Consider the following 24212-nt stretch of genomic DNA (forward strand, 5'->3'; position numbering starts at 1 on the left):
GGCACCGACCCCGAAGGCTCCCGTCTCGCTGAGACGGCGCCCCGGCCCGTGCAGCGTGCCGGCCCGCGACTGGAAATCGCGTCAGCCGTTCACGACTTCCTTGAGGCCCTTGCCGGGCGTGAACTTCGGGGCCTTCGAGGCCTCGATCTTGACCGGCTTGCCGGTGCGCGGGTTGCGACCCTCGCGCGCGGCGCGCGTCACGACCGAAAAGCTGCCGAAACCGATGAGCTTCACTTCCTCGCCCGCCTTCAGAGACGCGGCAATGGCGTCGAAGGTCGCGTCGACAGCAGCCGCGGCGGCAGCCTTGGTCAGCTTGGCCTGCTCGGCCACGGCGGCGACGAGTTCATTCTTCGTGGTCATCTGACCGGTCCTTCCCTTGATTGCACAAGAATCGTCGGTTGCATGCATCGACGACGGGCGCGACCCTTTCTCCAAATTGCGGCGAATGCAAGCGCCATAGGCCAGAAACCCGCACGAATACACGATTTTCAGGCTGTTTCCGGTATCAAGGGGCCGTCGCGGGCTGGCATGCCAGCGCCCGGATTTTAGGCGCCCGCGACTTTCCGTTGCAGGATTGTCATGGCCCGGGTGCAAAATGGAAGCGGCGGCGCCCTTCCGGACGCCGCCGCTCGCCATTCTCATCGTGCCCGGAAGAGGCTCAGTGAGCGGCCACGCCGCTCCCCTCGTCCCGCCCGATCACCGTGTCCGGCGCCGAGATCGCCTTCTCCTCCCACACGATGGGCTCAGGCTGGCGCGTCAGCGCGTGGTGCAGCACCTCGTCCATGCGAGAGACCGGAACGATCTCCAGGGCGTTCTTCACGTTGTCCGGGATTTCCGCCAGGTCCTTGGCGTTCTCCTCGGGGATCAGCACCTGCTTGATGCCCGCGCGCAGCGCCGCGAGCAGCTTTTCCTTCAGCCCGCCGATCGGCAGCACCCGCCCCCGCAGCGTGACCTCGCCGGTCATGGCGACGTCGCGCCGGATCGGGATGCCGGTCAGCACCGAGGTCAGCACGGTCGCCATCGCGACGCCGGCGGACGGACCGTCCTTCGGGGTCGCGCCCTCGGGCACGTGGACATGGATGTCCCGACGGTCGAAGAGCGGCGGCTCGATGCCGAAATCGAGCGCGCGCGAGCGGACATAGGACGCCGCCGCCGAGATCGATTCCTTCATCACGTCGCGCAGGTTGCCGGTGACGGTCATCTTGCCCTTGCCGGGCATCATGACGCCTTCGATGGTCAGGATCTCGCCGCCGACTTCCGTCCAGGCGAGCCCGGTGACCACGCCGACCTGATCCTCCGCCTCGGCTTCGCCGTAGCGGAATCTCGGTGCGCCGAGATAGTCCTCGAGCTGCTTGACCGTCACCTTCACCGACTTGCGCTTGGTGAGGATGAGGTCCTTCACCGCCTTGCGCGCGAGGTTGGAGATCTCGCGCTCGAGGTTGCGCACGCCAGCTTCCCGCGTGTAGCGGCGGATCAGGGTGAGCAGCGCCTCGTCGTCGATCGACCACTCCTTGACCTGCAGCCCGTGCTTGGTGAGCGCGGACGGGATCAGGTGGCGGCGGGCGATCTCGACCTTCTCGTCCTCCGTGTAGCCGGCGATGCGGATCACTTCCATGCGGTCCAGAAGGGCCGGCGGGATGTTCAGCGTATTCGCCGTGGTCACGAACATCACGTTCGAGAGGTCGTAGTCGACCTCCAGATAGTGGTCCGCGAAGGTCGAGTTCTGCTCGGGGTCAAGCACCTCCAGAAGCGCCGAGGACGGGTCGCCGCGGAAGTCCATGCCCATCTTGTCGATCTCGTCGAGCAGGAACAGCGGGTTGGACTTCTTGGCCTTGCGCATCGACTGGATGACCTTGCCGGGCATCGAGCCGATATAGGTGCGCCGGTGGCCGCGGATCTCCGCCTCGTCGCGCACGCCGCCGAGCGAGACGCGCACGAACTCGCGCCCGGTCGCCTTGGCGATGGACTTGGCGAGCGAGGTCTTGCCCACGCCCGGAGGGCCGACGAGGCACAGGATCGGGCCCGTCAGCTTGTTCTGCCGGCTCTGCACGGCGAGATATTCGACGATGCGGTCCTTCACCTTGTCGAGGCCGAAATGCTCGGAATCGAGGATGCCCTGAGCAAAGGGAAGATCCTTCTTCACCTTGCTCTTGTTGCTCCACGGGATCGAGAGCAGCCAGTCGAGATAGTTGCGCACCACCGTCGCCTCGGCCGACATGGGCGACATCTGCCGGAGCTTCTTGAGCTCGTGCGTCGCCTTCTCGCGCGCTTCCTTGGAGAGCTTGACGGTCTTGATCCGCTCCTCCAGCTCGGCGAGCTCGTCGCGGCCATCCTCGCCGTCGCCCAGCTCCTTCTGGATCGCCTTCATCTGCTCGTTGAGGTAGTACTCGCGCTGCGTCTTCTCCATCTGCCGCTTGACGCGGGTACGGATGCGCTTCTCCACCTGGAGCACCGAGATCTCGGACTCCATCAGCGAGAGCACCTTCTCGAGGCGCGCGGTGACCTTCAGGATCTCCAGCACCGCCTGCTTCTCGGGGATCTTCACCGCGAGATGCGAGGCGACGGTGTCGGCCAACTTCGAGTGGTCCTCGATCTGGGTGACGACGCCGACCACCTCGGGCGACACCTTCTTGTTCAGCTTCACATAGGAGTCGAACTCGGCGAGCACCGAGCGGCCCAGCGCCTCGGCCTCGACCTTGGAGCCGATATCCTCCTCGAGCGCCACCGCCTCGGCCTCGTAGAGGTCGGTGCGGTCGGTATAGTGGTCGACCTTGGCGCGCGAGATGCCCTCGACCAGCACCTTCACGGTGCCGTCGGGCAGCTTGAGCAGTTGAAGGACCGAGGCGAGCGTGCCGATCTTGTAGATCGAGTCGGTCGCCGGATCGTCGTCGGAGGCGTTCTCCTGCGTCGCCAGCAGGATGAAGGTGTCGTTGCGCATCACCTCTTCGAGGGCGCGGATCGACTTCTCCCGGCCAACGAACAGCGGGACGATCATGTGCGGGAAGACCACGATGTCGCGCAGCGGAAGGACGGGAAAGGTCTGCGCGACGCCGGGCGCAAGCGCGGTGCGAGGCTTGGAGCTCGTCATGGCTCTTTCCTTTCTATGGGCGGCCGGCCGTTCCCGCCGTCCCGGAGGGCGCGCAGGGGTACGGACCGTGCCGCAAAGCGGCCGGAACGCGAACGAAGATCGCTGTGCAGGAGCGGTGCGAACCGGGTTGGGCTCGTCTTGGCGAAGCACGTCGATGCGGTCGTGGACCGGAGGTCTCGGCTCAGATGGCGACTGCACCCGGCCCCGTCAAGGGAGCCGGTCGAGGCCCCGGCCGGATGTCCGGCCGGGTTATGCTGTAGCGCGCCCTCAGGCACTCGCGCCCGCATCGCCGGTAGCCGCGCGGTCCGCATAGATATAGAGCGGACGCGCGTTCTGCTCGACGACCTCCTTGGAGATGACCACCTCCTCGACCCCTTCCAGGCCCGGCAGGTCGTACATCGTGTCGAGCAGGATGCCCTCCATGATCGAGCGCAGGCCGCGCGCGCCGGTCTTGCGCTCGATGGCCTTGCGGGCGATGGCGCCCAGCGCCTCCTCATGGATGGTCAGCTCGACGTTCTCCATCTCGAACAGGCGCTGGTACTGCTTGACCAGCGCGTTCTTGGGCTCGGCGAGGATCTTCTTCAGCGCCGCCTCGTCGAGGTCCTCGAGCGTGGCGATCACCGGCAGGCGGCCGATGAATTCGGGGATCAGCCCGTACTTCAGCAGGTCCTCGGGCTCCACCTCGCGGAACACCTCGCCGGGACGGCGGTCCTCCGGGGCGTGGACGACCGCGCCGAAGCCGATCGAGGTGCCCTTGCCGCGCGAGGAGATGATCTTGTCGAGCCCGGCGAAGGCGCCGCCGCAGATGAACAGGATGTTGGTCGTGTCCACCTGCAGGAACTCCTGCTGGGGATGCTTGCGCCCGCCCTGAGGCGGCACGGAGGCGACCGTGCCTTCCATGATCTTCAGCAGCGCCTGCTGCACGCCCTCGCCCGACACGTCCCGCGTGATGGACGGGTTGTCGGACTTGCGGCTGATCTTGTCGATCTCGTCGATATAGACGATGCCGCGCTGGGCGCGCTCGACATTGTAGTCCGCCGACTGCAGCAGCTTGAGGATGATGTTCTCGACATCCTCGCCGACATAGCCCGCCTCGGTCAGCGTCGTCGCGTCCGCCATGGTGAAGGGCACGTCGAGGATGCGGGCGAGAGTCTGCGCGAGCAGCGTCTTGCCCGAACCGGTCGGCCCGATCAGCAGGATGTTCGACTTCGCCAGCTCGACGTCGCCGGCATGCTTGGTCGCGTGGTTGAGCCTCTTGTAGTGGTTGTGCACCGCCACCGAGAGCACGCGCTTGGCATGGAACTGGCCGATCACGTAATCGTCCAGCACCTTGCAGATTTCCTTGGGGGTGGGTATCCCGTCACGCGACTTCACCAGCGAGGACTTGTTCTCCTCGCGAATGATGTCCATGCACAGCTCGACGCATTCATCGCAGATGAACACGGTAGGTCCCGCGATAAGTTTGCGGACCTCGTGCTGGCTCTTGCCGCAGAACGAGCAATACAGTGTATTCTTGCTGTCGCCGCCGCCAACCTTGCTCATGCGTCTCTCCGTCCGCTCAGCGGGCCGGGCACTGCCCGTACCGCCCCAGTCTCGAAGGCCGCCGCGGGCCTCCGAAGGGGGAGAAACGCGACGGCGCCTTGGCCGTCAAAAGGAAGCGACTTAAGGCTTCGACCGTTCAGCGCTAGCCAAGCACGCTAGAAGCAGCCCGATCAAGACGGCATTCACGCCATCCCCGACTTCGGCGGTCCTTACCGCCCCGGCCGGCACCTCGTCACACCTCCCGGCGACACTTCATCCGTTCGTCATGCAAGCGCGATACCGCGATGCATGCAAGTCCGCCACGCATCCGATGGCGGGTCCCGCCGTGATATAGGAAGCCGACGTGGCTTCCGAAACACTAAGCCTAATCCCCATCAGGGCTTCGCAGGGGCCTCGTCGGGACGCTTGTCGATCACATTGTCGATAAGTCCGAAGGACTTGGCAGCCTCGGACGTCATGAAGTTATCGCGCTCGAGCGCATCTTCCACCGCCTGCAGCGACTGGCCGGTGTGCTTCACGTAAATCTCATTGAGCCGCTTCTTGAGGCTCAGGATCTCCTGCGCGTGCAGCATGATGTCCGTCACCTGGCCCTGGAAGCCGCCCGAGGGCTGGTGCACCATGATTCGCGCGTTCGGCAGCGCGAAGCGCATGTCCTTCTCGCCGGCGGTCAGCAGCAGCGAGCCCATCGAGGCCGCCTGGCCGATGCACAGCGTCGACACGGCCGGCTTGATGAACTGCATGGTGTCGTAGATCGCCAGGCCCGACGTCACCACCCCGCCCGGCGAGTTGATGTACATCGAGATCTCCTTCTTGGGGTTCTCGGCCTCCAGGAACAGCAGCTGCGCGACCATCAGCGTCGCCATGCCGTCCTCGACCGCCCCGGTCAGGAAGATGATGCGCTCCTTCAGGAGGCGCGAATAAATGTCGTAGGAGCGCTCGCCGCGGTTGGTCTGCTCGACCACCATCGGGACGAGATAGTTCATGTAGGTATCGATAGGGTCACGCATATTCCGCTCCTGAGCGGGCCGGCGAGAGGCGCCGTCCGCGAATCCATCTCTTCCAACATAAGCGGAAAGTCCGTTCCCGCTAGAGTTCGCCTGCCATCCAGCGATCTGGATAGCCCAATCATGGCCGGCGTGCGACCGGGCGGGTCGCCGCGCCCCGCGCAAATCGCGCCCGCGCGGAATGCAAAAGGGGCCAGCGCGCGCCGACCCCTCCCGCTTTCGATGTGCCGGCCCGCCTCGCGTGCGGGCCTCGAGCAGAGCGCGCCGAACCGGTCGCGTCCGCTCAGGCCTTCTCGGCCTCGTCCTTGCCCGCTTCGGCCTTGTCGGCCTCGTCCTCGGCGTAGAGCTCCTCGCGGGTCACGGGAACTTCCTTGACCTTGGCGAGCTCGAGCAGGAAGTCGACGACCTTCTCCTCGAAGATCGGCGCGCGCAGGCTGGCGAGCGCCTGGGCGTTCTTGCGGTAGAACTCCCACACCTGCTGCTCCTGGCCCGGGAACTGGCGGGCGCGCTCGACGACGGCGCGGGTCACCTCGTCGTCGCTGACCTGGATGTCGTTCTTCTCGCCGATCTCCGCCAGCACGAGGCCGAGCCGCACGCGGCGCTTGGCGATGGTCTCGTAGTCGGCGCGGGCGGCCTCCTGGGTCGTGCCCTCGTCCTCGAAGGTGCGCTTCTGCTGCTCCATCTCGGAGGTCACCGAGCCCCAGATGCCCTCGAATTCCTGCTCGGCGAGGGTCGGGGGCACGTCGAACTGGTGCATCGTGTCCAGCACGTCGAGCAGCTTGCGCTTCACCTTGGCGCGGCTCTGGGCGTTGTGCTCCTGGGCGATGCGGCTCTTCACCTGCTCCTTGAGCGCGTCGAGGCTGTCCATGCCGAGCGTCTTGGCGAACTCGTCGTCGAGCTTCACCTCGCCCGGGGCCTCGATGGTCTTGGCGGTCACCTCGAACGAGGCCGCCTTGCCGGCGAGATTGGCGGCCTGGTAGTTCTCGGGGAAGGTCACGTTGACGGTGCGGGTCTCGTCGGCCTTGATCCCGACGAGCTGCTCCTCGAAGCCCGGGATGAAGGTGTTCGAGCCGATCACGACCGGGATGTCCTCGCCCGAGCCGCCCTCGAACTTCTCGCCGTCGATGGTGCCGACGAAGGCGACGGTGACGCGGTCGCCGTTCTCGGCCGCGCCTTCCTTCGCCGAATAGGGACGGTTGCCCTCGGCGATGCGGTTGACCATCTCGTCGACCTCGGCGTCGGTGACGGCGAGCACCGGCTTGTCGAGCTCGATCGACTTGAAGTCGCCCAGCTCGATGCTCGGCAGCACCTCGAGGCCGACGGTGTAGGACAGGTCCGCCTTGCCCTCGAGCACCTCGTTCACCGCCCCCTCGTCCTGCGGCAGCTCGATCTTGGGCTGGAGCGCGAGCTTGAAGCCGTGCTCCTCGACGATCTGGCCGTTGGCCTCGTTCACGGCCTGGTCGATCACCTCGGCCAGCACCGACTTGCCGTACATGCGCTTGAGATGGGCGACCGGCACCTTGCCGGGCCGGAACCCGTTGAGGCGGACCTTGTCCTTCATCTCGTTCAGGCGCTCGTTCGCCTTGGCGTCGAGTTCGGCGGCCGGCAGCACCACGCGGTATTCGCGCTTCAGACCTTCGGCGAGGAGTTCGGTGACCTGCATGTTCTATCGGCCTTCGTCTTGGTCCCCGGGGTCGGGGGTCTCGAAATGGGTGTGCGAGGCACGTGGCTGCTGCGCCGCGAACCCTCGTCGGTGCGAATTCGGTCGGGAGGCTGCGGACGCTCGGAAGCCTGGTGCGGGCGGAGGGTTTCGAACCCCCACGACTTTCGTCACGGGAACCTAAATCCCGCGCGTCTACCAGTTCCGCCACGCCCGCGGACGTGCCTTCGTCTCCGCCACCGCCCGGAAGCACCGCCGGAAGGATCGCAAAGACGCACGGACACGCGCACCTGCGAGGGTGCCGCCTGCCGGGTGCGGGCTTATAGCACGGCGATGCCGCAGCGCCAGCCCTAAAAGCGGCCGATCCGGGCGCGAGCCGGCGCCCGCTCGCGCAGCTTTGAGCGAAGCCTTACAGGCGCTGGAAAAGCCGGCGGTAGACCGGCCTCAGCGCGTCGATCAGATCGTCGGCGACGAGGCCCGGCCCGGCCTCCCGCGCCGCCTCGCCATGCACCCACACGCCCGCGCAGGCGGCCTCGAAGGCGGGCATGCCCTGCGAGAGCAGGCCGCCGACGATTCCCGACAGCACGTCCCCGGCCCCCGCGGTCGCGAGCCAGGGCGGCGCGTTGGCCGCGACCGCCGCCCGCCCGTCCGGCGCCGCCACCACCGTATCCGGCCCCTTCAGCACCACGACGATGCCGAGCAGGCGCGCCGCCGCGCGCACGCGCTCGATCTTCGAGGGCGGCGAGAGCACCTCCTCATGCCCGGCGAACAGCTTGGCGAACTCCCCGTCATGGGGCGTGGCGACCGCCGCCGGCGAAAGGCTCATGGCCTGTGCCAGCTCGTCCGGCGCGCCGGCGAAGCTGCTGATGAGATCGGCATCGATGACGACGCGGCGGTCGGCGCAGGCCCGCAGCTTGTCGCGCGCGCCCTGCCCCACCCCGACGCCCGGCCCGATGACGACCGTCGCGAGCCGCGGATCGGCGAGCAGATGCGCCAGCCCGTCCGCATCCTCGACCGGCCGCACCATGATCGCCGAGAGGTTGGCCGCATGGATCGCCAGCGCCGCCGCCGGGCAGGCGACGGTGACCAGCCCCGCCCCCGCCCGGAGCGCGGCGCGGGCGGCAAGCCGTGTCGCACCCGTTGCCTGCGCCGGCCCGGAGACGGCGACCAGGTGGCCGCGTGAATACTTGTGCCCCTCGGCCCGCGGCACCGGGAAGCCGCCGCCCCACAGCTCCGGCACGTTCTCGAACGCCTGCGAGCGGATGACGTCGAGCGTCGCCGGCCCGATGCCGATATCGGCGACGGTCAGCTCGCCGCAGTGCAGCCGCCCCGGCATCAGCAGGTGCCCCGGCTTGGCGCGGAAGAAGGTGACGCTCCAGCGCGCCCGCACCGCCGAGCCGCGCACCGCGCCGCTCGCGCCGTCGATGCCGGAGGGAAGGTCCACCGCGACGACCGGGAGCGCTGCGGCGTTCAGCCTTTCGACCAGCTCGCGCGCCGCGCCGTCGAGATCGCGGGCGAGGCCCGCCCCGAACAGCGCGTCGATGACGAGGTCCACCGGCGCCAGCGAGGCCTCGGCCGCCGCCTCCACCGGCCCGCTCCAGCGCCCCGCCATCAGCGCGGCGTCGCCCTTCAGCGCCTCGCGCGCGCCGAGCAGCGCCACCCGCACACGGTATCCCATCCCCGCCATGAGCCGGGCCGCGACGAAGCCGTCGCCGCCATTGTTGCCCGGCCCGCACAGCACCAGCACCCGGCTGCCGACGGCCGCCTGGCGGCCCGCCACCCGCGCCACGGCGGCGCCGGCATGCTCCATCAGCCGCTCGCCCGGCACCCTGCCGGCGATCGTCAGCGCATCGGCACGCCCCATCTCGTCGGGGGTGAGAAGTTCCATGGCGCGATCCCTTCGGAGAGCAGCTGGCGGCGGTGTCACGTTAGGCGAAAGCCCCGCTCCGGGCGAGCTTACGCCGCCCTGTGCGCGGCATTTGGCAACCTTTGCCTAATATGCGCGCTGCTCCGGCCGCCGACGCGCATCATTTTTTGCATATAAATTATGCATTTCGCCTATATATTAATCAAACGGTGAAATTATCCGGTGGGCTCCCGGGGACTGTCACTCGCAACGGCCGGATATGCCGCTATTTTCCCGTCTACCCGACGTTTGGCATGGGTTCTGCTTGCTGGCGGTCCGGCTCGACCGGGTGTCGCGGAACGTCGGGCCAGGGAGACGAGATGACATGAAGAAGATTGAGGCCATCATCAAACCCTTCAAGCTGGACGAGGTGAAGGAGGCGCTGCAGGAAGTTGGCCTGCAGGGGATCACGGTCACCGAGGCCAAGGGTTTTGGCCGTCAGAAGGGTCACACCGAGCTGTACCGCGGCGCGGAGTACGTGGTCGATTTTCTGCCCAAGGTGAAGATCGAGGTCGTGGTCGGCGACGATATGGTGGAGACCGCCATCGACGCCATCCGCCGTGCCGCCCAGACCGGCCGGATCGGCGACGGCAAGATTTTCGTCTCGAACATCGAAGAAGCCATTCGCATTCGTACCGGCGAGTCGGGCGTCGACGCCATCTGACGGCACGCGTAATATGATTGGGCCGACAGGACGCGCCGCATCGCGAACGATGCGGCGCGCATCGTTGTTCGACCATCGCACGCGCCTCGCTGTCCGCAGCGCGTTACGGTATTCAGAAGAGGTACGGATATAATGACGACGGCCAAGGATGTAATGAAGCTTATTAAGGACAACGACGTAAAATACGTCGACCTGCGCTTCACCGATCCGCGCGGCAAGTGGCAGCATGTGACCTTCGACATTACGATGGTCGATGACGACTTCTTTGCCGAAGGTCAGGCGTTCGACGGCTCGTCCATCGCCGGCTGGAAGGCGATCAACGAGTCCGACATGCACCTCCAGCCGGATCTCGAGTCCGCCTGCATCGATCCTTTCTTCTCCGAGACCACGCTCGTCGTCGTCTGCGACGTGCTTGAGCCGACCACCGGCGAGCCCTATGGGCGCGATCCGCGCGGCATCGCCAAGAAGGCCGAGGCCTATCTCAAGTCCACCGGCATCGGCGACACGGTCTATTTCGGACCCGAGGCCGAGTTCTTCATCTTCGACGACGTCCGCTTCAAGACCGACCCGTACAACACCGGCTTCAAGCTGGATTCGGTCGAGCTGCCGAGCAACACCGACACCGACTATGAGGGCGGCAATCTCGGCCACCACGTGAAGACCAAGGGCGGCTACTTCCCCGTGCCGCCGGTCGACAGCGGCCAGGACATGCGCGGCGAGATGCTGGCGGCCATGGCCCGCATGGGCGCCAAGGTCGAGAAGCACCACCACGAGGTGGCTTCCGCCCAGCACGAGCTCGGCCTCAAGTTCACCACTCTGGTGACGATGGCCGACCACCTGCAGATCTACAAGTACTGCATCCACCAGGTGGCGAACGTCTACGGCAAGACCGCGACCTTCATGCCCAAGCCCGTCTTCGGCGACAACGGCTCGGGCATGCACGTGCACCAGTCGATCTGGAAGGGCGGCAAGCCGACCTTCGCCGGCAACAAATATGCCGACCTCAGCCAGGAATGCCTGTGGTACATCGGCGGCATCATCAAGCACGCCAAGTCGCTCAACGCCTTCACCAACCCGCTCACCAACTCCTACAAGCGTCTGGTGCCAGGCTATGAGGCGCCGGTGCTGCTGGCCTATTCCTCGCGCAACCGTTCGGCCTCGTGCCGCATCCCCTACACCACCTCGCCCAAGGCGAAGCGCGTCGAGACCCGCTTCCCGGACCCCGGCGCGAACCCCTATCTCGCCTTCTCGGCGCTGCTGATGGCCGGCCTCGACGGCATCGCCAACAAGATCGATCCCGGTCCGGCCATGGACAAGGACCTGTACGATCTGCCGCCGCGCGAGCTGAAGAAGATCCCGACCGTGTGCGCCTCGCTGCGCGAGGCTCTCGCCTCGCTCGACAAGGACCGCGAGTACCTGAAGAAGGGCGGCGTCTTCGACGACGACTTCATCAACTCCTATATCGAGCTGAAGATGACCGAGGTGGCGCGCTTCGAAATGACGCCGCACCCGGTCGAGTTCGAGATGTACTACTCGGTCTGATCGTCCGCGATCGCCGCGATCATCGGAAGGGGCGCCTCAGGGCGCCCCTTTTCGTTTCACGCCGCCCCTGCCGCCGTGCCGGGCGAGGAGCGGAACGCCTCGCCGGTCTCGATCCGGTTCCGCCCGGCCGCCTTGGCGCCGTAGAGCGCGCGGTCGGCCTGCGCGATCAGGTCCTGAAGCCCGGTCTCGATCTGGTCGGCACCGGCATCGGGCGGCAGCACGGTGACGGCGAGGCCGATGCTGACCGTGCCGACCAGCAGGCCCGCCCCGTCCGTCAGCCCCAGCTTCGCACTCGCCTCAGCGAAGGCGCCCTGCACCCGGGCGGCGACCTCGCGCGCCCGCGCGAGATCCGCGCCCGGCAGCACCGCGGCGAACTCCTCGCCGCCGATCCGCGCCACTACGTCGCTCTGGCGCAGACGCTCGTGCAACACATCGGAGAACAGCGCCAGCAGCCGGTCGCCCGCGGCATGGCCGAAGCGGTCATTGACCTGCTTGAAGCGGTCGAGGTCGCACACCATCGCCGCGCACGGCCCGCCCGCCATCGCCGCCGAGAGCGAGCGCTCGAGGAAGCCGCGCCGGTTGAGCGCGCCGGTGAGCGGGTCGAGCAGCGCCGCGCTCTTGTAGATGAGCTCGGAACGCTCGCGCACCATCAGCACCAGGATGAAGCAGATGAACATCGCCATCGCCACGCCCACCATGCCGAGCCACGCCATGGAGGGGTCGGTGAACAGCAGCACCTGCCCGCCCGAGACCTGGCTCGGGGCGAAGATGATGCGCCCGAGATTGACCAGCAGCGCCACCGAGAGCAGCCCGACCAGCGTCTGCCGCGGCTTCGAGGCGAGCGCACGCCGGCGCGCGAGCTGCACGATGCTGAGGACCAGCAGCACGCTTATCATGGTCGAGATCACGATGACGCGGTCGACCATGGAGTCGCTGAGCGGCGGGAACTGGACCAGCACCACCCAGGCGAGCGGCGCGATCAGCGCATAGACCGTGCGGGGCGCCCGACGGTCGAAACTGCGCGTGCCGGTCCACAGCAGGCCGTAGGCGCCCAGCAGCGCCGCATTGGCGAGCTCGACCGACATGAAAGCCGGGATCTGCCCGCGCATCGCCCCGCCGAACAGCCCGTAGGCCACCAGCACGAACGCCACCGCCCACTGCGCCAGCGCCGGCTCGCCCGGCGTCAGCCAGCGCACATAGAGCATGGCGCTGGCGAGCAGGAGGGAGATCGCCATCAGGACCGCCCAGAGCGTCCATGGATCGAGCATGTTGGGGTTACACGTCCATATTCCAGCGTCGGCACTCTAGCCGGTTCTTCATGGGCCGGAAACCGAGGGGATTCAACCGGAAGCATACATATCCGCGCGCGGCCGAAGGTCCCGCCCGACGCGGCCGGGGATCGCCGGCACATGCAAAAAGGGCAGGCCGCGAGGCCTGCCCTTTCGATAATCTCGGCAACCGGAAGAACCGGTCAGCGCTTCGAGAACTGGAAGCTGCGGCGGGCCTTCGCCTTGCCGTACTTCTTGCGCTCGACCACGCGCGAGTCGCGGGTCAGGAAGCCGCCCTTCTTCAGCGGGCCGCGCAGCTCGGGCTCGTAATAGGTGAGCGCGCGCGAGATGCCGTGGCGCAGCGCGCCGGCCTGGCCGGAGAGGCCGCCGCCGGAGACGGTGGCCACCACGTCGTACTGGCCGGTGCGGGCCGCGGTGGTGAAGGGCTGCTGGATGATCAGGCGCAGCACGGGGCGAGCGAAATAGGTCTCGATCTCGCGCTCGTTCACCACGATCTTGCCGGTGCCGGGGCGGACCCACACGCGGGCGACGGCGTTCTTGCGCTTGCCGGTGGCATAGGCGCGACCGTACTTGTCGAGCTTCTGGACGTGCTTGGGAGCCTCGTCGGCCTGCGACGACTTCAGGGCCTCGAGCCCGTCGAGCGACTGGATGAGCTCAGCCATGATCAGATCCCCACATTCTTGCGGTTGAGCGCGGCGACATCGAGCGCCTCCGGCTTCTGGGCCTCGTGCGGGTGGCTGGCGCCCTTGTAGACGCGCAGATTGCCCATCAGCTTGCGGCCGAGCGGGCCGCGCGCCAGCATGCGCTCGACCGCCTTCTCGACCACGCGCTCCGGGAAGCGGCCGTCGAGCAGGAACTTCGCAGTCCGCTCCTTGATGCCGCCCGGGAAGCCGGTGTGGTGGTAGTAGACCTTGTCGTTGCGCTTGTTGCCGGTCAGCGCCACCTTCTCGGCGTTGATCACGACGACATTGTCGCCGCAGTCGACGTGGGGGGTGTAGGTCGGCTTGTGCTTGCCCTTGAGGCGGGTCGCGATGATGGTCGCGAGACGGCCGACCACGAGGTCGGTGGCGTCGATCACGATCCACTTCTTTTCTACGTCGGCCGGTTTCGCCGAATAGGTCTTCATGGGAATGTCCGTGTGCAAGGCATGCGGACCTTCGCGGCCGCACTTCTCTCTTGGCCGGGCTTCTAGCCGAGAGCGCGCGCAACGTCAATGTAACGCAGACGCGAATATCCCTTACATAACAATGGTTTAAAAAATAGGTATTTTTATACCTCGCGCTAAGCCCTTGAAATCGTCACGCCGGGATCGAATAGGTCGTCACCGCGTGGGCGCACAGCTCCTCCCCGCCCGTCACCCGAAACGGCGCGTCGCCCTCATGCGGAGCGCGCAGGCCCACCTCGCAGACCGCGAGCCGCCTGCCGAGCTTCATCAGCCGCGCATCGGCGACCAGCAGGCCCGGCTGCGGCTTGCGCAGGAAGTTGATGGAGAAATTCGTCGTCACCGCCAGCGGCACCGGGCCGATCGCGGCGAGGATCACCGCATAGGCGGCGATGTCGGCGAGCCCCATCATCGAGGGGCCGGAGACCGTGTCGCCCGGGCGCAGATGCTCCTCGCTGGCGGCCAGCGTGACGCCGACGCCCGCGGCGTCGACCCGCACCACGCGATGGGGCCGCCCTGCCCCGAAGGCCTGCGGAAACTCGGCGACGAGATAGGCCTGCAATTCCTCGGCGTTCATTCCCATTCCCGTCCTCCCGCGTCTCCGGCGGCTATTAGGGCGGGTGCCGGTGACGTGCGCACGCCAATAGTTTTGATAGCCGCCATCACCATATGAAGGCCACTCCTGCCGGCGCCGCCGAGCCGGCAAACGTGAAAGGGACGCGCGGATATGACCCACGACCACTATGACGACGCCTTTATCGCCGACTGGCTCGGAAAGGTGCACACCATCGCCGTCGTCGGCGCCAGCCCGAACCCGGCGCGGCCCAGCCACGGCGTCGCCCGCTTCCTCGCCATGCACGGCTACAAGGTGTTCGCCATCAATCCCGGCCAGGCCGGCCGCGACGTTGCCGGCCTGCCGACCTATGCCCGCCTCGCCGACGTGCCCGAGGCGATCGACATGGTCGACGTGTTCCGCGCGCCGCAATACCTGCCCGGGGTGGTCGACGAGGCGCTCGCCCTCTCTCCCCGTCCGAAGCTGATTTGGGGCCAACTCGGCGTGCGCGACGACGAGGCCGCGGCGACGGCGGAGGCGGCGGGCGTGGCGGTGATCATGAATCGCTGCCCGGCGATCGAGATGCCCCGGCTCGGCCTCAAGGGCCCACGCTGAGGGCTCGCGCCGGATCACGCTGCCGGGAACGGTATCGGACACCCGGCGCGAAAGCTCTTTGCACTCACAAGAGTGTGACCCAAGGGCTCCCCCAAGAGAATTCCCTTTGCTGCAAAGCAATGCTCCCCTCCCTATCGCCTCGTTCTGCGATAGGGAGATGGATAGTGGACACGAGGAGTACGTACCCTCAGCTTTGGTTTTATTTGCGTATGAATTCGCTACGTTTTCCTCGGGACTTCGTGAGCAAAATTCTTTCGATATGTTTTGTCAGCACCCACATACCGCTTCTCGCCTTCATCGGCTTTACAATCTCTGAATCGCGCTGGGCCGACCACAACACGCAGATCGCCTTCGTTGTGCTGCTCATCGCCACGCTGTGCGGCACGGCATTGGCGCTGTTCGCCCTGCACGCGATGCTGGCGCCCGTGGACATCTCCCGCGTGGCGCTGGCGAACTACCGCAATCACGGTCAGCTCCCGCACCTGCCGCTCCACTATCAGGACGCCGCCGGGCAGCTCATGCGCGAGGTGGACATCACCGTCTCCCGGCTCGACAACGCCCTCGCCGAGCTCGCGCGCGAGGCGCGGATCGACCCGCTCACCGGCATCGGCAACCGGCGCTTCCTGATGGAGCAGGCGCAGCGCATGAGCTACGCCGCCCGGCACGGCGGCCGCTCGTTCGCCGTCGCCATCATCGACGTGGACAAGTTCAAGGGCATCAACGACCGCTTCGGCCACACCGCCGGCGACAACGTGCTCAACGGCGTCGCCGCGATCATGCAGCGCGTCGTCGGCAAGGAGGGGATCGTCGGCCGGCTGGGCGGCGACGAGTTCTGCATCCTGCTGCCGGACCGGCCCCTGTCGGCGGCGGCGGCACAGCTCGAAGCCGTCCGCGTGGCGGTGGAGGCGGCCGATTTCGAGGGTGTCTCCGCCCGCGCGGTGAGCCTCAGCATCGGCCTCGCCGAAGCCGAGCGGGACCGGCCGGAGACGGTGACGCAGCTTCTCAAGCGCGCCGACACGCAGGTCTACCTGTCGAAGGAATCCGGCCGCAACCGCACCAGCGTCGACGGCACCACCTAGCGGCGCCCGGTCTCGCGGCGTCCGGCGGCGGCGCAAGAGTCGCCGCTTGCCTTCCCGATTGCGCTTCTGACAGATGTCGCGACACTGCCGGTGCATCAATGCCGGCAGGACAGGAGGAATTCGCCATGACCGACGCCACGACACCCGGATTCGCCACCCTCGCCGTCCATGCCGGCGCCCAGCCGGACCCGACGACCAAGGCGCGCGCGACGCCGATCTACCAGACGACTTCCTTCGTCTTCGACGACGCCGACCATGCCGCCGCGCTGTTCGGGCTCCAGGCTTTCGGCAACATCTATACGCGCATCACCAACCCGACGACCGCCGTGCTCGAGGAGCGCGTGGCTGCGCTCGAAGGCGGCACAGCCGGGCTCGCCGCCGCCTCCGGCCACGCCGCGCAGTTGCTGATCTTCCAGACCCTGCTGGCGCCGGGCGACGAGTTCATCGCCGCCAACAAGCTCTATGGCGGCTCGATCAACCAGTTCAACCACGCCTTCAAGAGCTTCGGCTGGAACGTCGTCTGGGCCAATGCCGACGACCCGGAATCGTTCGAGAAGGCGGTCTCGCCGCGCACCAAGGCGATCTTCATCGAGTCGATCGCCAATCCGGGCGGCGTGGTGGTCGACATCGCCGCCATCTCCAAGGTCGCCAAGCGCGCGGGCGTGCCGCTCATCGTCGACAACACGCTGGCGACGCCCTACCTCGTCAAGCCGATCGAGCACGGCGCCGACATCGTGGTGCACTCGGCGACCAAGTTCCTTGGCGGCCATGGCAACTCGATCGGCGGCGTCATCGTCGATGCCGGCAGCTTCAACTGGCTGCGCGACGACCGCTTCCCCATGCTCTCCCAGCCGCGGCCGGAATATCAGGGCATGGTCATCGGCGAGACCTTCGGCAATTTCGCCTTCGCCATCGCCGCCCGCGTGCTCGGCCTGCGCGATCTCGGGCCGGCGCTCTCGCCCTTCAACGCCTTCCTGCTGCTGACCGGCATCGAGACCCTGCCGCTGCGCATGCAGCGCCATTGCGACAACGCGCTGGCGGTGGCGAAATTCCTCGCCGAGCACCCCAAGGTGGAATGGGTCAGCTATCCCGGCCTGCCGGGCGACCGCTACCACAACCTCGCCTCGCGCTACCTGCCGAAGGGCGCCGGCGCGGTGTTCACCTTCGGGCTGAAGGGCGGCTATGACGCCGGCACGGCGCTGGTGTCGAACGTCAAGCTGTTCTCGCACCTCGCCAATGTCGGCGATACGCGCTCGCTGATCATCCACCCCGCCTCCACCACCCACCGCCAGCTTTCCGACGCCCAGAAGACGGCGGCGGGCGCCGGGCCGGACGTGGTGCGGCTGTCGGTCGGCATCGAGGACGCGGCCGACATCATCGCCGATCTCGACCAGGCGCTGGCCGCGAGCTGAACGGAATCCGCGCGCGCGGAAGCCCTGACGGTACGTCGTGCAGATTGTGAACGAACTGTGAGCGTGTCATGCACGCCTCGCAGGGCTGGAATGCGGTATATTTCCTACCAATTAGGCATTCTGTCGAATATCTAGGCAACGGAATGATTAACGGACACGCAGCTGCCGGAAGCGACCGGTAGCCGTGCTCCGTGTCCGAACCTGATGGAGACTGAAATGCTGCTCTGGGGCTTCTTTGCCAAGCAGATCCGCCGTTGGCACGCTTACCGCCGCACCCTCGCCGAGCTCTCGCAGCTCGACGACCGTACCCTCGCCGACATCAACGTCTCGCGTGGCGAGATCGTGAGCGTGGCGCGTCGGGCGGCGGCCGTCGCCTGATCCTGGCGATCACCGAACGACCGAACTGACGAACCGGCCTCGGATATCCTCCGGGGCCGTTTCTTTTTTGCCTGCGTTCCGTGCTAAGGGGCCGCTCGGCTGAGGCAGACGAATCCGCCGAGTGGGAATGAGCAGCATCGACAAACGCCCCGTCCACGTCATCGGCGGAGGTCTCGCCGGCTCCGAGGCCGCGTGGCAGCTCGCGAGGCGCGGCGTGCCCGTCACCCTGCACGAGATGCGCCCCACGCGCGGCACCGAGGCCCATCAGGGCGACGGGCTGGCCGAACTCGTCTGCTCAAACTCCTTCCGCTCGGACGATTCCACCTCCAACGCGGTCGGCGTGCTGCATGCCGAGATGCGCCGGCTCGGCTCGCTCATCATGGAATGCGCGGACCGCTGCCAGATTCCGGCCGGCGGCGCATTGGCCGTGGACCGCGAGGGCTTCTCCGCCGCCGTCACCGCCGCCATTGCCGCGCGCCCGCAGATCACCGTCGAGCGCGGCGAGGTCGCCGGCCTGCCGCCGCAGGACTGGGAGCGGGTGATCATCGCCACCGGGCCGCTCACCTCCCCGCCCCTCGCCGAGGCCATCCGGACCCTCACGGACGAAAGCGCGCTCGCCTTCTTCGACGCCATCGCGCCGATCGTCCATTTCGATTCCATCGACATGGACGTCTGCTGGTTCCAGTCGCGCTACGACAAGGCCGGGCCCGGCGGCACAGGAGCGGACTACATCAACTGCCCGATGGACAAGGAGCAGTACGAGGCCTTCGTCGCCGCGCTCGCCGCCAGCAACACCGTGCCGTTCCGCGATTTCGAGGCGAACACGCCCTATTTCGACGGCTGCCTGCCGGTCGAGATCATGGCCGCGCGCGGGCCGGAGACGCTGCGCCACGGGCCGATGAAGCCGATGGGCCTCACCAACCCGCGCAACCCGACGGTGAAGCCCTATGCCGTCGTCCAGCTTCGCCAGGACAACGCGCTGGGCACGCTCTACAACATGGTCGGTTTCCAGACCAAGACCCGCTATGCCGACCAGGTGAAGCTGTTCCGCATGATCCCGGGGCTGGAGAACGCCGAGTTCGCGCGCCTCGGCGGCCTGCACCGCAACACCTATCTCAATTCGCCGCGCCTGCTCGATCCCACGCTGCGCCTCAACGCCCAGCCGCGCCTGCGCTTCGCCGGACAGATCACCGGCTGCGAGGGCTATGTCGAGAGCGCCGCCATGGGTCTCGCCGCCGGCCTGTTCGCCGCTGCCGAATGGCACGGGGCCGCGCCCGCCGTGCCGCCGCCGACCACCGCGCATGGCGCGCTGCTCAACCACATCACCGGCGGCCATATCGAGACGCTGGACGCGGGCCCGCGTTCCTTCCAGCCGATGAACGTGAATTTCGGCCTGTTCCCGCCGCTCGCCAGCGCACCTACCCGCGATGCCGAAGGCAACCGCCTGCGCGGCTCGGCCAAGACGGTGGCCAAGAAGCAGATGATGGCCGCCCGTGCGCTCGGCGACATGGACGCGTGGGCGAAGACCCATGCGGACCCCATCGGCGAGGCGGCGGCGTGAGCGAGGTGGCTTCCGCGAACGGGCGGTTCGAACTGGAAAGCGTGCTGAAGCGGGACGTGTTCAGCACCATCGAGCGCGGCGTCTGGCATGATGCCGAGGGCGCGACGCACCCGGCCGTGCGCCGCAACTATGCCGGCGTCGCCTGGTGGGTGAAGCCGCTCGCCCGCCATTTCGCCCGCCGCGAGGCCCGCGCGCTGCGCCGGGCCGAGGGCAGCGGCCACACCGTCCCGGTCTATGCGCTGGAGGAAGGCCATCTGGTTCGCGGCTTCGTCGACGGCGTGCCGCTCCAGATCGCCCGTCCCTATGGCGACGTCGCATTCTTCGCCTCAGCCCGGCAGGGCCTGCGCGAGGTCCACCGCCGCCACATCGCCCATAACGATCTCGCCAAGCCGCAGAACTGGCTCTACGCCGCCGACGGGCGCGCGGTGCTGATGGATTTCCAGCTCGCCATGTGCTTCCGAAAACGCAGCAAGCTGTTCCGCATCGCCGCCTATGAGGACATCCGCCACCTCCTCAAGCAGAAGCGCAGCTACTGCCCCTATGCGCTGACCGCGAGCGAGCGCCGGATCCTCGCCCGCAAGAGCCTGCTCAACCGCATCTGGATGAGCACCGGCAAGCGCGCCTACAACTTCGTCACCCGGCGGCTGCTGAACTATCACGACACCGAGGGACGCGGCCCGCGCGCCATGGAACAGGGCCCACGCATCGCGCTGGCGCTGGCCGAGGCGCCGGGCGTCAAGGCGGTCCACATCGCCGATTTCCCCACCGCCGGGCACAGCTTCGGCCTCTATGCCTTCGTCGAGGCCGGCGGCGAGGTGGACGAGCCGGCGCTGCGCGCCCATCTGGCGACGGCGCTACCCGACATCCTGCCGCCCGAGCACATCCAGGTCGTGGACGCCCTGCCCCGCGACGAGGCCGGCGAGGTGCGCGACGACCTGCTGCGCCTCGTGGCGCTCAACCAGATCGACCAGCTCTCGCTGCTGCCGCGCACGCCCGAGCAGCAGGAGCGGCTCGACGCCATCATTCGCGACCGGCGAAATCTCAGCGACCGGGTGCGACGCGGCATCTAGTTCACCGACAAGACGTCCGGCATGTATGCGGATGGAACCTGACGAACCGGAGCACGAAGCGAGCGCCATGCGATATTTCATCACCGGCACCGCCGGCTTCATCGGCTACCATCTGGCCCGCCGGCTTCTGGAAACCGGCCACCATGTGGTCGGCTTCGACGGCATGACGCCCTACTACAACATCCGCCTCAAGGAAGCCCGCCACGCCGCCCTCGCCCAGTTCCCGGGCTTCGAGGCCCATATCGGACGGCTCGAGGACGGCGAGATGGTGGCGCGCGTCGCCGGCGCCGCGCGGCCGGACGTGATGTTCCACCTCGCCGCGCAGGCGGGGGTGCGCTACAGCCTCGAAAACCCCAAGGCCTATCTCGACTCCAACCTCGTCGGCTCGTGGAACGTGCTTGAGGCCGCGCGGCAGATCGGGGTCGGGCACCTGATGCTCGCCTCCACCTCCTCAATCTACGGCGCCAGCCCCACCGTGCCCTTCCACGAGAGCGACCGCGCCGACGAGCCGCTCACCTTCTATGCCGCCAGCAAGAAGGGCATGGAGGCGATGGGCCATTCCTACGCCCACCTGCACAAGATCCCGATCACCGCCTTCCGCTTCTTCACGGTCTACGGGCCCTGGGGCCGGCCGGACATGGCGCTGTTCAAGTTCGTCGAGGCGATGCTGGACGACCGCGAGATCGAGATCTACGGCGAAGGCAAGATGAGCCGCGACTTCACCTATATCGACGACCTGATCGACGCCGTCGTCGCCCTCGCCGCCGTCCCGCCGGACGAGGCCAACCGCGTCGACCCGTCCAGGGCCGAGGACACGCTGTCCCACCAGGGGCCGTTCCGCGTCGTGAATATCGGTGGCGGCAATCCGGTCGGGCTGCTCGACTTCGTCGAGACCATCGAGCAGATCCTCGGCCATCCCGCGCGCCGCCGGATGCTGCCGATGCAGAAGGGCGACGTGCCGCGCACCTATGCGAGCCCGGCGCTTCTGGAGGCGCTCACAGGCTCCAAGCCGGCGACGCCGCTGATCGACGGGGTGCGGGCCTTCGTGGAATGGTACCGCGACGCGCGCAGCTATCTCTAGAAGCGGCGGCATCGATTAGCCGGCGATCCGATGTTGTCGCGAACAATAGACCGATTGGTAATGATTGGCTGCTAGTCAGTCGAAGCTGTCCCGACCCCGCGTTATTCTTCCGGCATCGTTCTCCCGTCATGAATTGCATCCGTTTCCCATTGCACGATTGCGAACCGGCAGCACATGCGGGTGTCCTGCCTTCGGCTTCTCCGCCGGAACGGGCCCGATGACACGCTGGACCCACGGGCTGATCAATCGGCTCGTCATCCTTTGCGACGTCGTCATGATCGCGGTCGCGGCGGTCGTGTTCTACCTCCTGTGCCCGCGTTTCAGCTGGAGCCAGATCCTCGTCCTCGCGGTCCTCGGCGGGGCGAGCTTCGTCGGCACGCTGAGCCTCGGCCATGCCTACCGGGTCGAGCACTATGTGCGCTGGACCCGCGCCGTCCGCCATCTGGTCATCGGCGGCGTGCCCGCCGTGCTGGCGGTGACGGTCGTGTGCTACGCCCTCGTGCCGACGCGCGAGGACGACATCAACCTCCTCGCCTCCTGGGCCAGCTTCACGCTGGTCGCGCTGATGTTCGGCCGCTTCGTGCTGGTGCGGGTGGGCATGGCGTGGGTCATGCACCGTAACCTGCTGCGGCGCGACGCCGTGGTCATCGGCGACCTCGACCGCGCCTATGAGCTGGTGCGCCGCTATTCGCTCGCGCAGGAGGACGGCAACCTGCTCGACTTCGTCGCCGTGTTCGAGGACGAGCCGAGCGAACCGTACGAGCGGACCGCACCGCGCCTCCCCCCCATGCTGGGCGGGATGCGCGAGCTGCTGGAATATGCCAAGCGCTCTCCCGTCGACGTCGTCGTCATCACCAAGCCCTGGACCGACCCGGCCGCGATCGAAAAGCTCGCGACCGAATTGCGCCGCGTCGCCACCGACGTCGTGGTCGAGCTCGAACCCGGCATCTTCGGCCCGTCCTATGCCCGCCTGACCAACATCGCCGACCGTGGCGCGCTGCAGATCCAGCAGCGCCCGCTCAAGGGCTCGCTCGGCATATTGAAGGCGATCGAGGACTATGTGGTGGCGACCGCCGGCCTCGTCCTGCTGTCGCCGGTGCTGATCCTCTCGGCGCTGGCGGTGAAGCTCGACTCGCCCGGTCCGGTGCTGTTCCGGCAGGCACGCGTCGGCCTGAACAACCGCCCCTTCATGGTCTACAAGCTGCGCACCATGCGCTACGACCCGGGCGACGATGGCTCGGTCGGCGCCGTGAAGCAGGACCCGCGCATCACCCGCGTCGGCGCCGTGCTGCGCAGCCTCTCGATCGACGAGATCCCGCAGCTTCTCAACGTGCTGAAGGGCGACATGTCGGTGGTCGGCCCGCGCCCCCACGTGCCGAACATGCGCATCACCGAGGATTTGCGCTATGAAGCGGTGAGCGACTACGTCGCCCGCTACCGCATGAAGCCCGGCGTCACCGGATGGGCCCAGATCAACGGCATGCGCGGGGGCATCTACACGGTGGAGAAGGCCGAGCGCGGCGTCGAGCTCGACCTGTTTTATATCGAGCACTGGTCGATATGGTTCGACATCCGCATCCTGCTGCTGACCGTCACCCGGGGCCTCTCCGACAATTCGGCCTTCTGACGCTGGCGCTGCTCTGCGCCCTCCCGGCCCTCGCCTCCTCCGCCGGGGCCGAGCCACGGCGCCCGTTCCTCGCCTATCAGGCGAGCTGGGAGGCGCCGCCCGCTTCCTCCGGCGCGCAGACCAGCCTCGCTGGCCTGCCGGCCTACATCACCCATGTCGCGCTCGCCTTCGTGAAGCCGGACCTCGTCTATCCGGGCGGGCTCGACCTGTCGGCGACCGGGCTGCAATACCCCTATTCCGGCGCCGTGCTGCGTGACGCCATCGCGGCGCTGAAGCGGCGCAATCGCGAAACGAAGGTGCTGCTCGCGGTCGGCGGCGCCACCTATGGCGGGTGGGATCGGCTCGACACCGATGCGCTCGCCCGGCTGGTGGCCGATCTCGGCGCCGACGGCGTCGACATCGATTACGAGCCGAAGCACCCGTCCTGCGTCGCCCTTTCGGGACGCGTCCACTGCGCCGACGACCTCTTCTCGATCCGCCTCGTCGAGCAGGTCCGCGCCGCCCTGCCGCGTCCCCTCGTCGTCAGCATCGCCGGCTGGAGCGTCGGCGCCTATGGCGAGGGCGCGTTCGCCGATGCCCCGCCGCGCAGCCAATGGCGCGGCTCCATGCTGGCGCTGCTGCGCTCGCCCGCTGCCGGCGCGCTCGATCTGGTCTCGATCATGAGCTACGACGCCGGCCCGAGCTACCGGCCGGAGGATGCCTTCCGCGCCTATCGCGCGCTGTGGAAGGGCCCGCTCGCGCTGGGCGTCCAGGTCGAGCCGGGCACCAATGGCGGGCCGCGCTTCACGCTGGCCTATACCGGGAGCATTCTCGCCGCGGTCGCGGACGATCCGCTGGCGGGCGCCATGCTCTATGCGCTCGAACTCGAGCCTCCCGGCCCGCCGGGCCCGGACAATCCCGATTACCGTTCGCTGGCGGCGGCCATCTGCGTCACGCTCGACCTCGCCGACTGCTCCGCCCTGGTTCCCTAGGGAAGGAA

The 24212-nt window shown here is 67.5% G+C and carries 21 protein-coding genes and 1 tRNA gene; 11 read left to right on the top strand and 11 right to left on the bottom strand.

Features of this window, described 5'->3' with window-relative positions:
• Positions 1–81: 81 nt before the first annotated feature.
• The 7 genes from NVS89_RS13425 to NVS89_RS13455 form a co-directional block, all read right to left on the bottom strand.
• Positions 82–360, bottom strand: a complete 279-nt coding sequence (locus NVS89_RS13425; protein ID WP_258733312.1) for an HU family DNA-binding protein — start codon at positions 358–360, stop codon at positions 82–84.
• A 298-nt stretch (positions 361–658) separates the two neighbouring features.
• Positions 659–3088, bottom strand: a complete 2430-nt coding sequence (gene lon / locus NVS89_RS13430; protein WP_258733255.1) for an endopeptidase La — start codon at positions 3086–3088, stop codon at positions 659–661.
• Positions 3089–3355: 267 nt separating this feature from the next.
• Positions 3356–4630, bottom strand: coding sequence for an ATP-dependent Clp protease ATP-binding subunit ClpX (clpX, locus tag NVS89_RS13435; protein ID WP_258733256.1), 1275 nt, complete (start codon positions 4628–4630; stop codon positions 3356–3358).
• 374 nt (positions 4631–5004) lie between these two features.
• Positions 5005–5637, bottom strand: coding sequence for an ATP-dependent Clp endopeptidase proteolytic subunit ClpP (gene clpP / locus NVS89_RS13440; protein ID WP_258733257.1), 633 nt, complete (start codon positions 5635–5637; stop codon positions 5005–5007).
• A gap of 280 nt (positions 5638–5917) precedes the next feature.
• Positions 5918–7297 (bottom strand): trigger factor, encoded by a 1380-nt coding sequence (gene tig, locus NVS89_RS13445; RefSeq protein WP_258733258.1) that lies wholly within the window; start codon positions 7295–7297, stop codon positions 5918–5920.
• Between the two features lie 129 nt (positions 7298–7426).
• Positions 7427–7511 (bottom strand) — tRNA-Leu (locus NVS89_RS13450).
• 192 nt (positions 7512–7703) lie between these two features.
• Positions 7704–9182 (bottom strand): NAD(P)H-hydrate dehydratase, encoded by a 1479-nt coding sequence (locus tag NVS89_RS13455; protein ID WP_258733259.1) that lies wholly within the window; start codon positions 9180–9182, stop codon positions 7704–7706.
• A 343-nt stretch (positions 9183–9525) separates the two neighbouring features.
• On the opposite strand from NVS89_RS13455, the gene NVS89_RS13460 reads away from it, so the two are divergent.
• Positions 9526–9864: a P-II family nitrogen regulator gene (locus tag NVS89_RS13460; RefSeq protein ID WP_163076591.1), complete on the top strand. Its 339-nt coding sequence runs from the start codon at positions 9526–9528 to the stop codon at positions 9862–9864.
• Positions 9865–9996: 132 nt separating this feature from the next.
• A complete protein-coding gene (gene glnA, locus NVS89_RS13465) occupies positions 9997–11406 on the top strand; it encodes a type I glutamate--ammonia ligase (RefSeq protein ID WP_258733260.1) in 1410 nt (469 codons plus the stop codon).
• A gap of 56 nt (positions 11407–11462) precedes the next feature.
• On the opposite strand, the gene NVS89_RS13470 is transcribed toward glnA, so the two are convergent.
• From NVS89_RS13470 to NVS89_RS13485, 4 genes are all read right to left on the bottom strand, one after another.
• A complete protein-coding gene (locus NVS89_RS13470; protein WP_258733261.1) occupies positions 11463–12674 on the bottom strand; it encodes a GGDEF domain-containing protein in 1212 nt (403 codons plus the stop codon).
• Positions 12675–12877: 203 nt separating this feature from the next.
• A complete protein-coding gene (rpsI, locus tag NVS89_RS13475; protein WP_258733262.1) occupies positions 12878–13357 on the bottom strand; it encodes a 30S ribosomal protein S9 in 480 nt (159 codons plus the stop codon).
• 2 nt (positions 13358–13359) lie between these two features.
• Positions 13360–13821 (bottom strand): 50S ribosomal protein L13, encoded by a 462-nt coding sequence (gene rplM, locus NVS89_RS13480; protein WP_258733263.1) that lies wholly within the window; start codon positions 13819–13821, stop codon positions 13360–13362.
• 172 nt (positions 13822–13993) lie between these two features.
• Entirely contained in the window at positions 13994–14434 is a 441-nt protein-coding gene (locus NVS89_RS13485) for a PaaI family thioesterase (RefSeq protein WP_309486550.1), read from the bottom strand.
• Between the two features lie 150 nt (positions 14435–14584).
• On the opposite strand from NVS89_RS13485, the gene NVS89_RS13490 reads away from it, so the two are divergent.
• The 9 genes from NVS89_RS13490 to NVS89_RS13530 all read left to right on the top strand — a co-directional run bounded on the left by NVS89_RS13490 (position 14585) and on the right by NVS89_RS13530 (position 24204).
• Complete coding sequence (locus NVS89_RS13490; RefSeq protein ID WP_258733265.1) at positions 14585–15025, top strand: CoA-binding protein; 441 nt, start codon at positions 14585–14587, stop codon at positions 15023–15025.
• 239 nt (positions 15026–15264) lie between these two features.
• Positions 15265–16104 carry a GGDEF domain-containing protein gene (locus tag NVS89_RS13495; protein ID WP_258733266.1) on the top strand — a complete coding sequence of 280 codons (840 nt, stop codon included), beginning with the start codon at positions 15265–15267 and terminating at the stop codon, positions 16102–16104.
• A 125-nt stretch (positions 16105–16229) separates the two neighbouring features.
• Positions 16230–17516 (top strand): O-acetylhomoserine aminocarboxypropyltransferase, encoded by a 1287-nt coding sequence (locus tag NVS89_RS13500; protein ID WP_258733267.1) that lies wholly within the window; start codon positions 16230–16232, stop codon positions 17514–17516.
• 216 nt (positions 17517–17732) lie between these two features.
• Complete coding sequence (locus NVS89_RS13505) at positions 17733–17894, top strand: DUF1127 domain-containing protein (RefSeq protein ID WP_258733268.1); 162 nt, start codon at positions 17733–17735, stop codon at positions 17892–17894.
• 127 nt (positions 17895–18021) lie between these two features.
• Positions 18022–19455 carry a methylenetetrahydrofolate--tRNA-(uracil(54)-C(5))-methyltransferase (FADH(2)-oxidizing) TrmFO gene (gene trmFO, locus NVS89_RS13510; RefSeq protein ID WP_258733269.1) on the top strand — a complete coding sequence of 478 codons (1434 nt, stop codon included), beginning with the start codon at positions 18022–18024 and terminating at the stop codon, positions 19453–19455.
• Positions 19452–20525, top strand: coding sequence for a serine/threonine protein kinase (locus tag NVS89_RS13515; protein WP_258733270.1), 1074 nt, complete (start codon positions 19452–19454; stop codon positions 20523–20525). The genes trmFO and NVS89_RS13515 overlap by 4 nt, the downstream gene beginning before the upstream one ends.
• Before the next feature lie 67 nt (positions 20526–20592).
• Positions 20593–21606 (top strand): NAD-dependent epimerase/dehydratase family protein, encoded by a 1014-nt coding sequence (locus NVS89_RS13520; protein ID WP_258733271.1) that lies wholly within the window; start codon positions 20593–20595, stop codon positions 21604–21606.
• A gap of 217 nt (positions 21607–21823) precedes the next feature.
• Entirely contained in the window at positions 21824–23233 is a 1410-nt protein-coding gene (locus tag NVS89_RS13525) for an exopolysaccharide biosynthesis polyprenyl glycosylphosphotransferase (RefSeq protein ID WP_258733272.1), read from the top strand.
• Positions 23167–24204, top strand: a complete 1038-nt coding sequence (locus tag NVS89_RS13530; protein WP_258733273.1) for a glycosyl hydrolase family 18 protein — start codon at positions 23167–23169, stop codon at positions 24202–24204. The genes NVS89_RS13525 and NVS89_RS13530 overlap by 67 nt, the downstream gene beginning before the upstream one ends.
• Positions 24205–24212 lie beyond the last annotated feature (8 nt).

Origin of the sequence: Ancylobacter mangrovi (assembly GCF_024752355.1) — a bacterium.
GTDB classification, from domain to species: Bacteria; Pseudomonadota; Alphaproteobacteria; order Rhizobiales; family Xanthobacteraceae; genus Ancylobacter; species Ancylobacter mangrovi.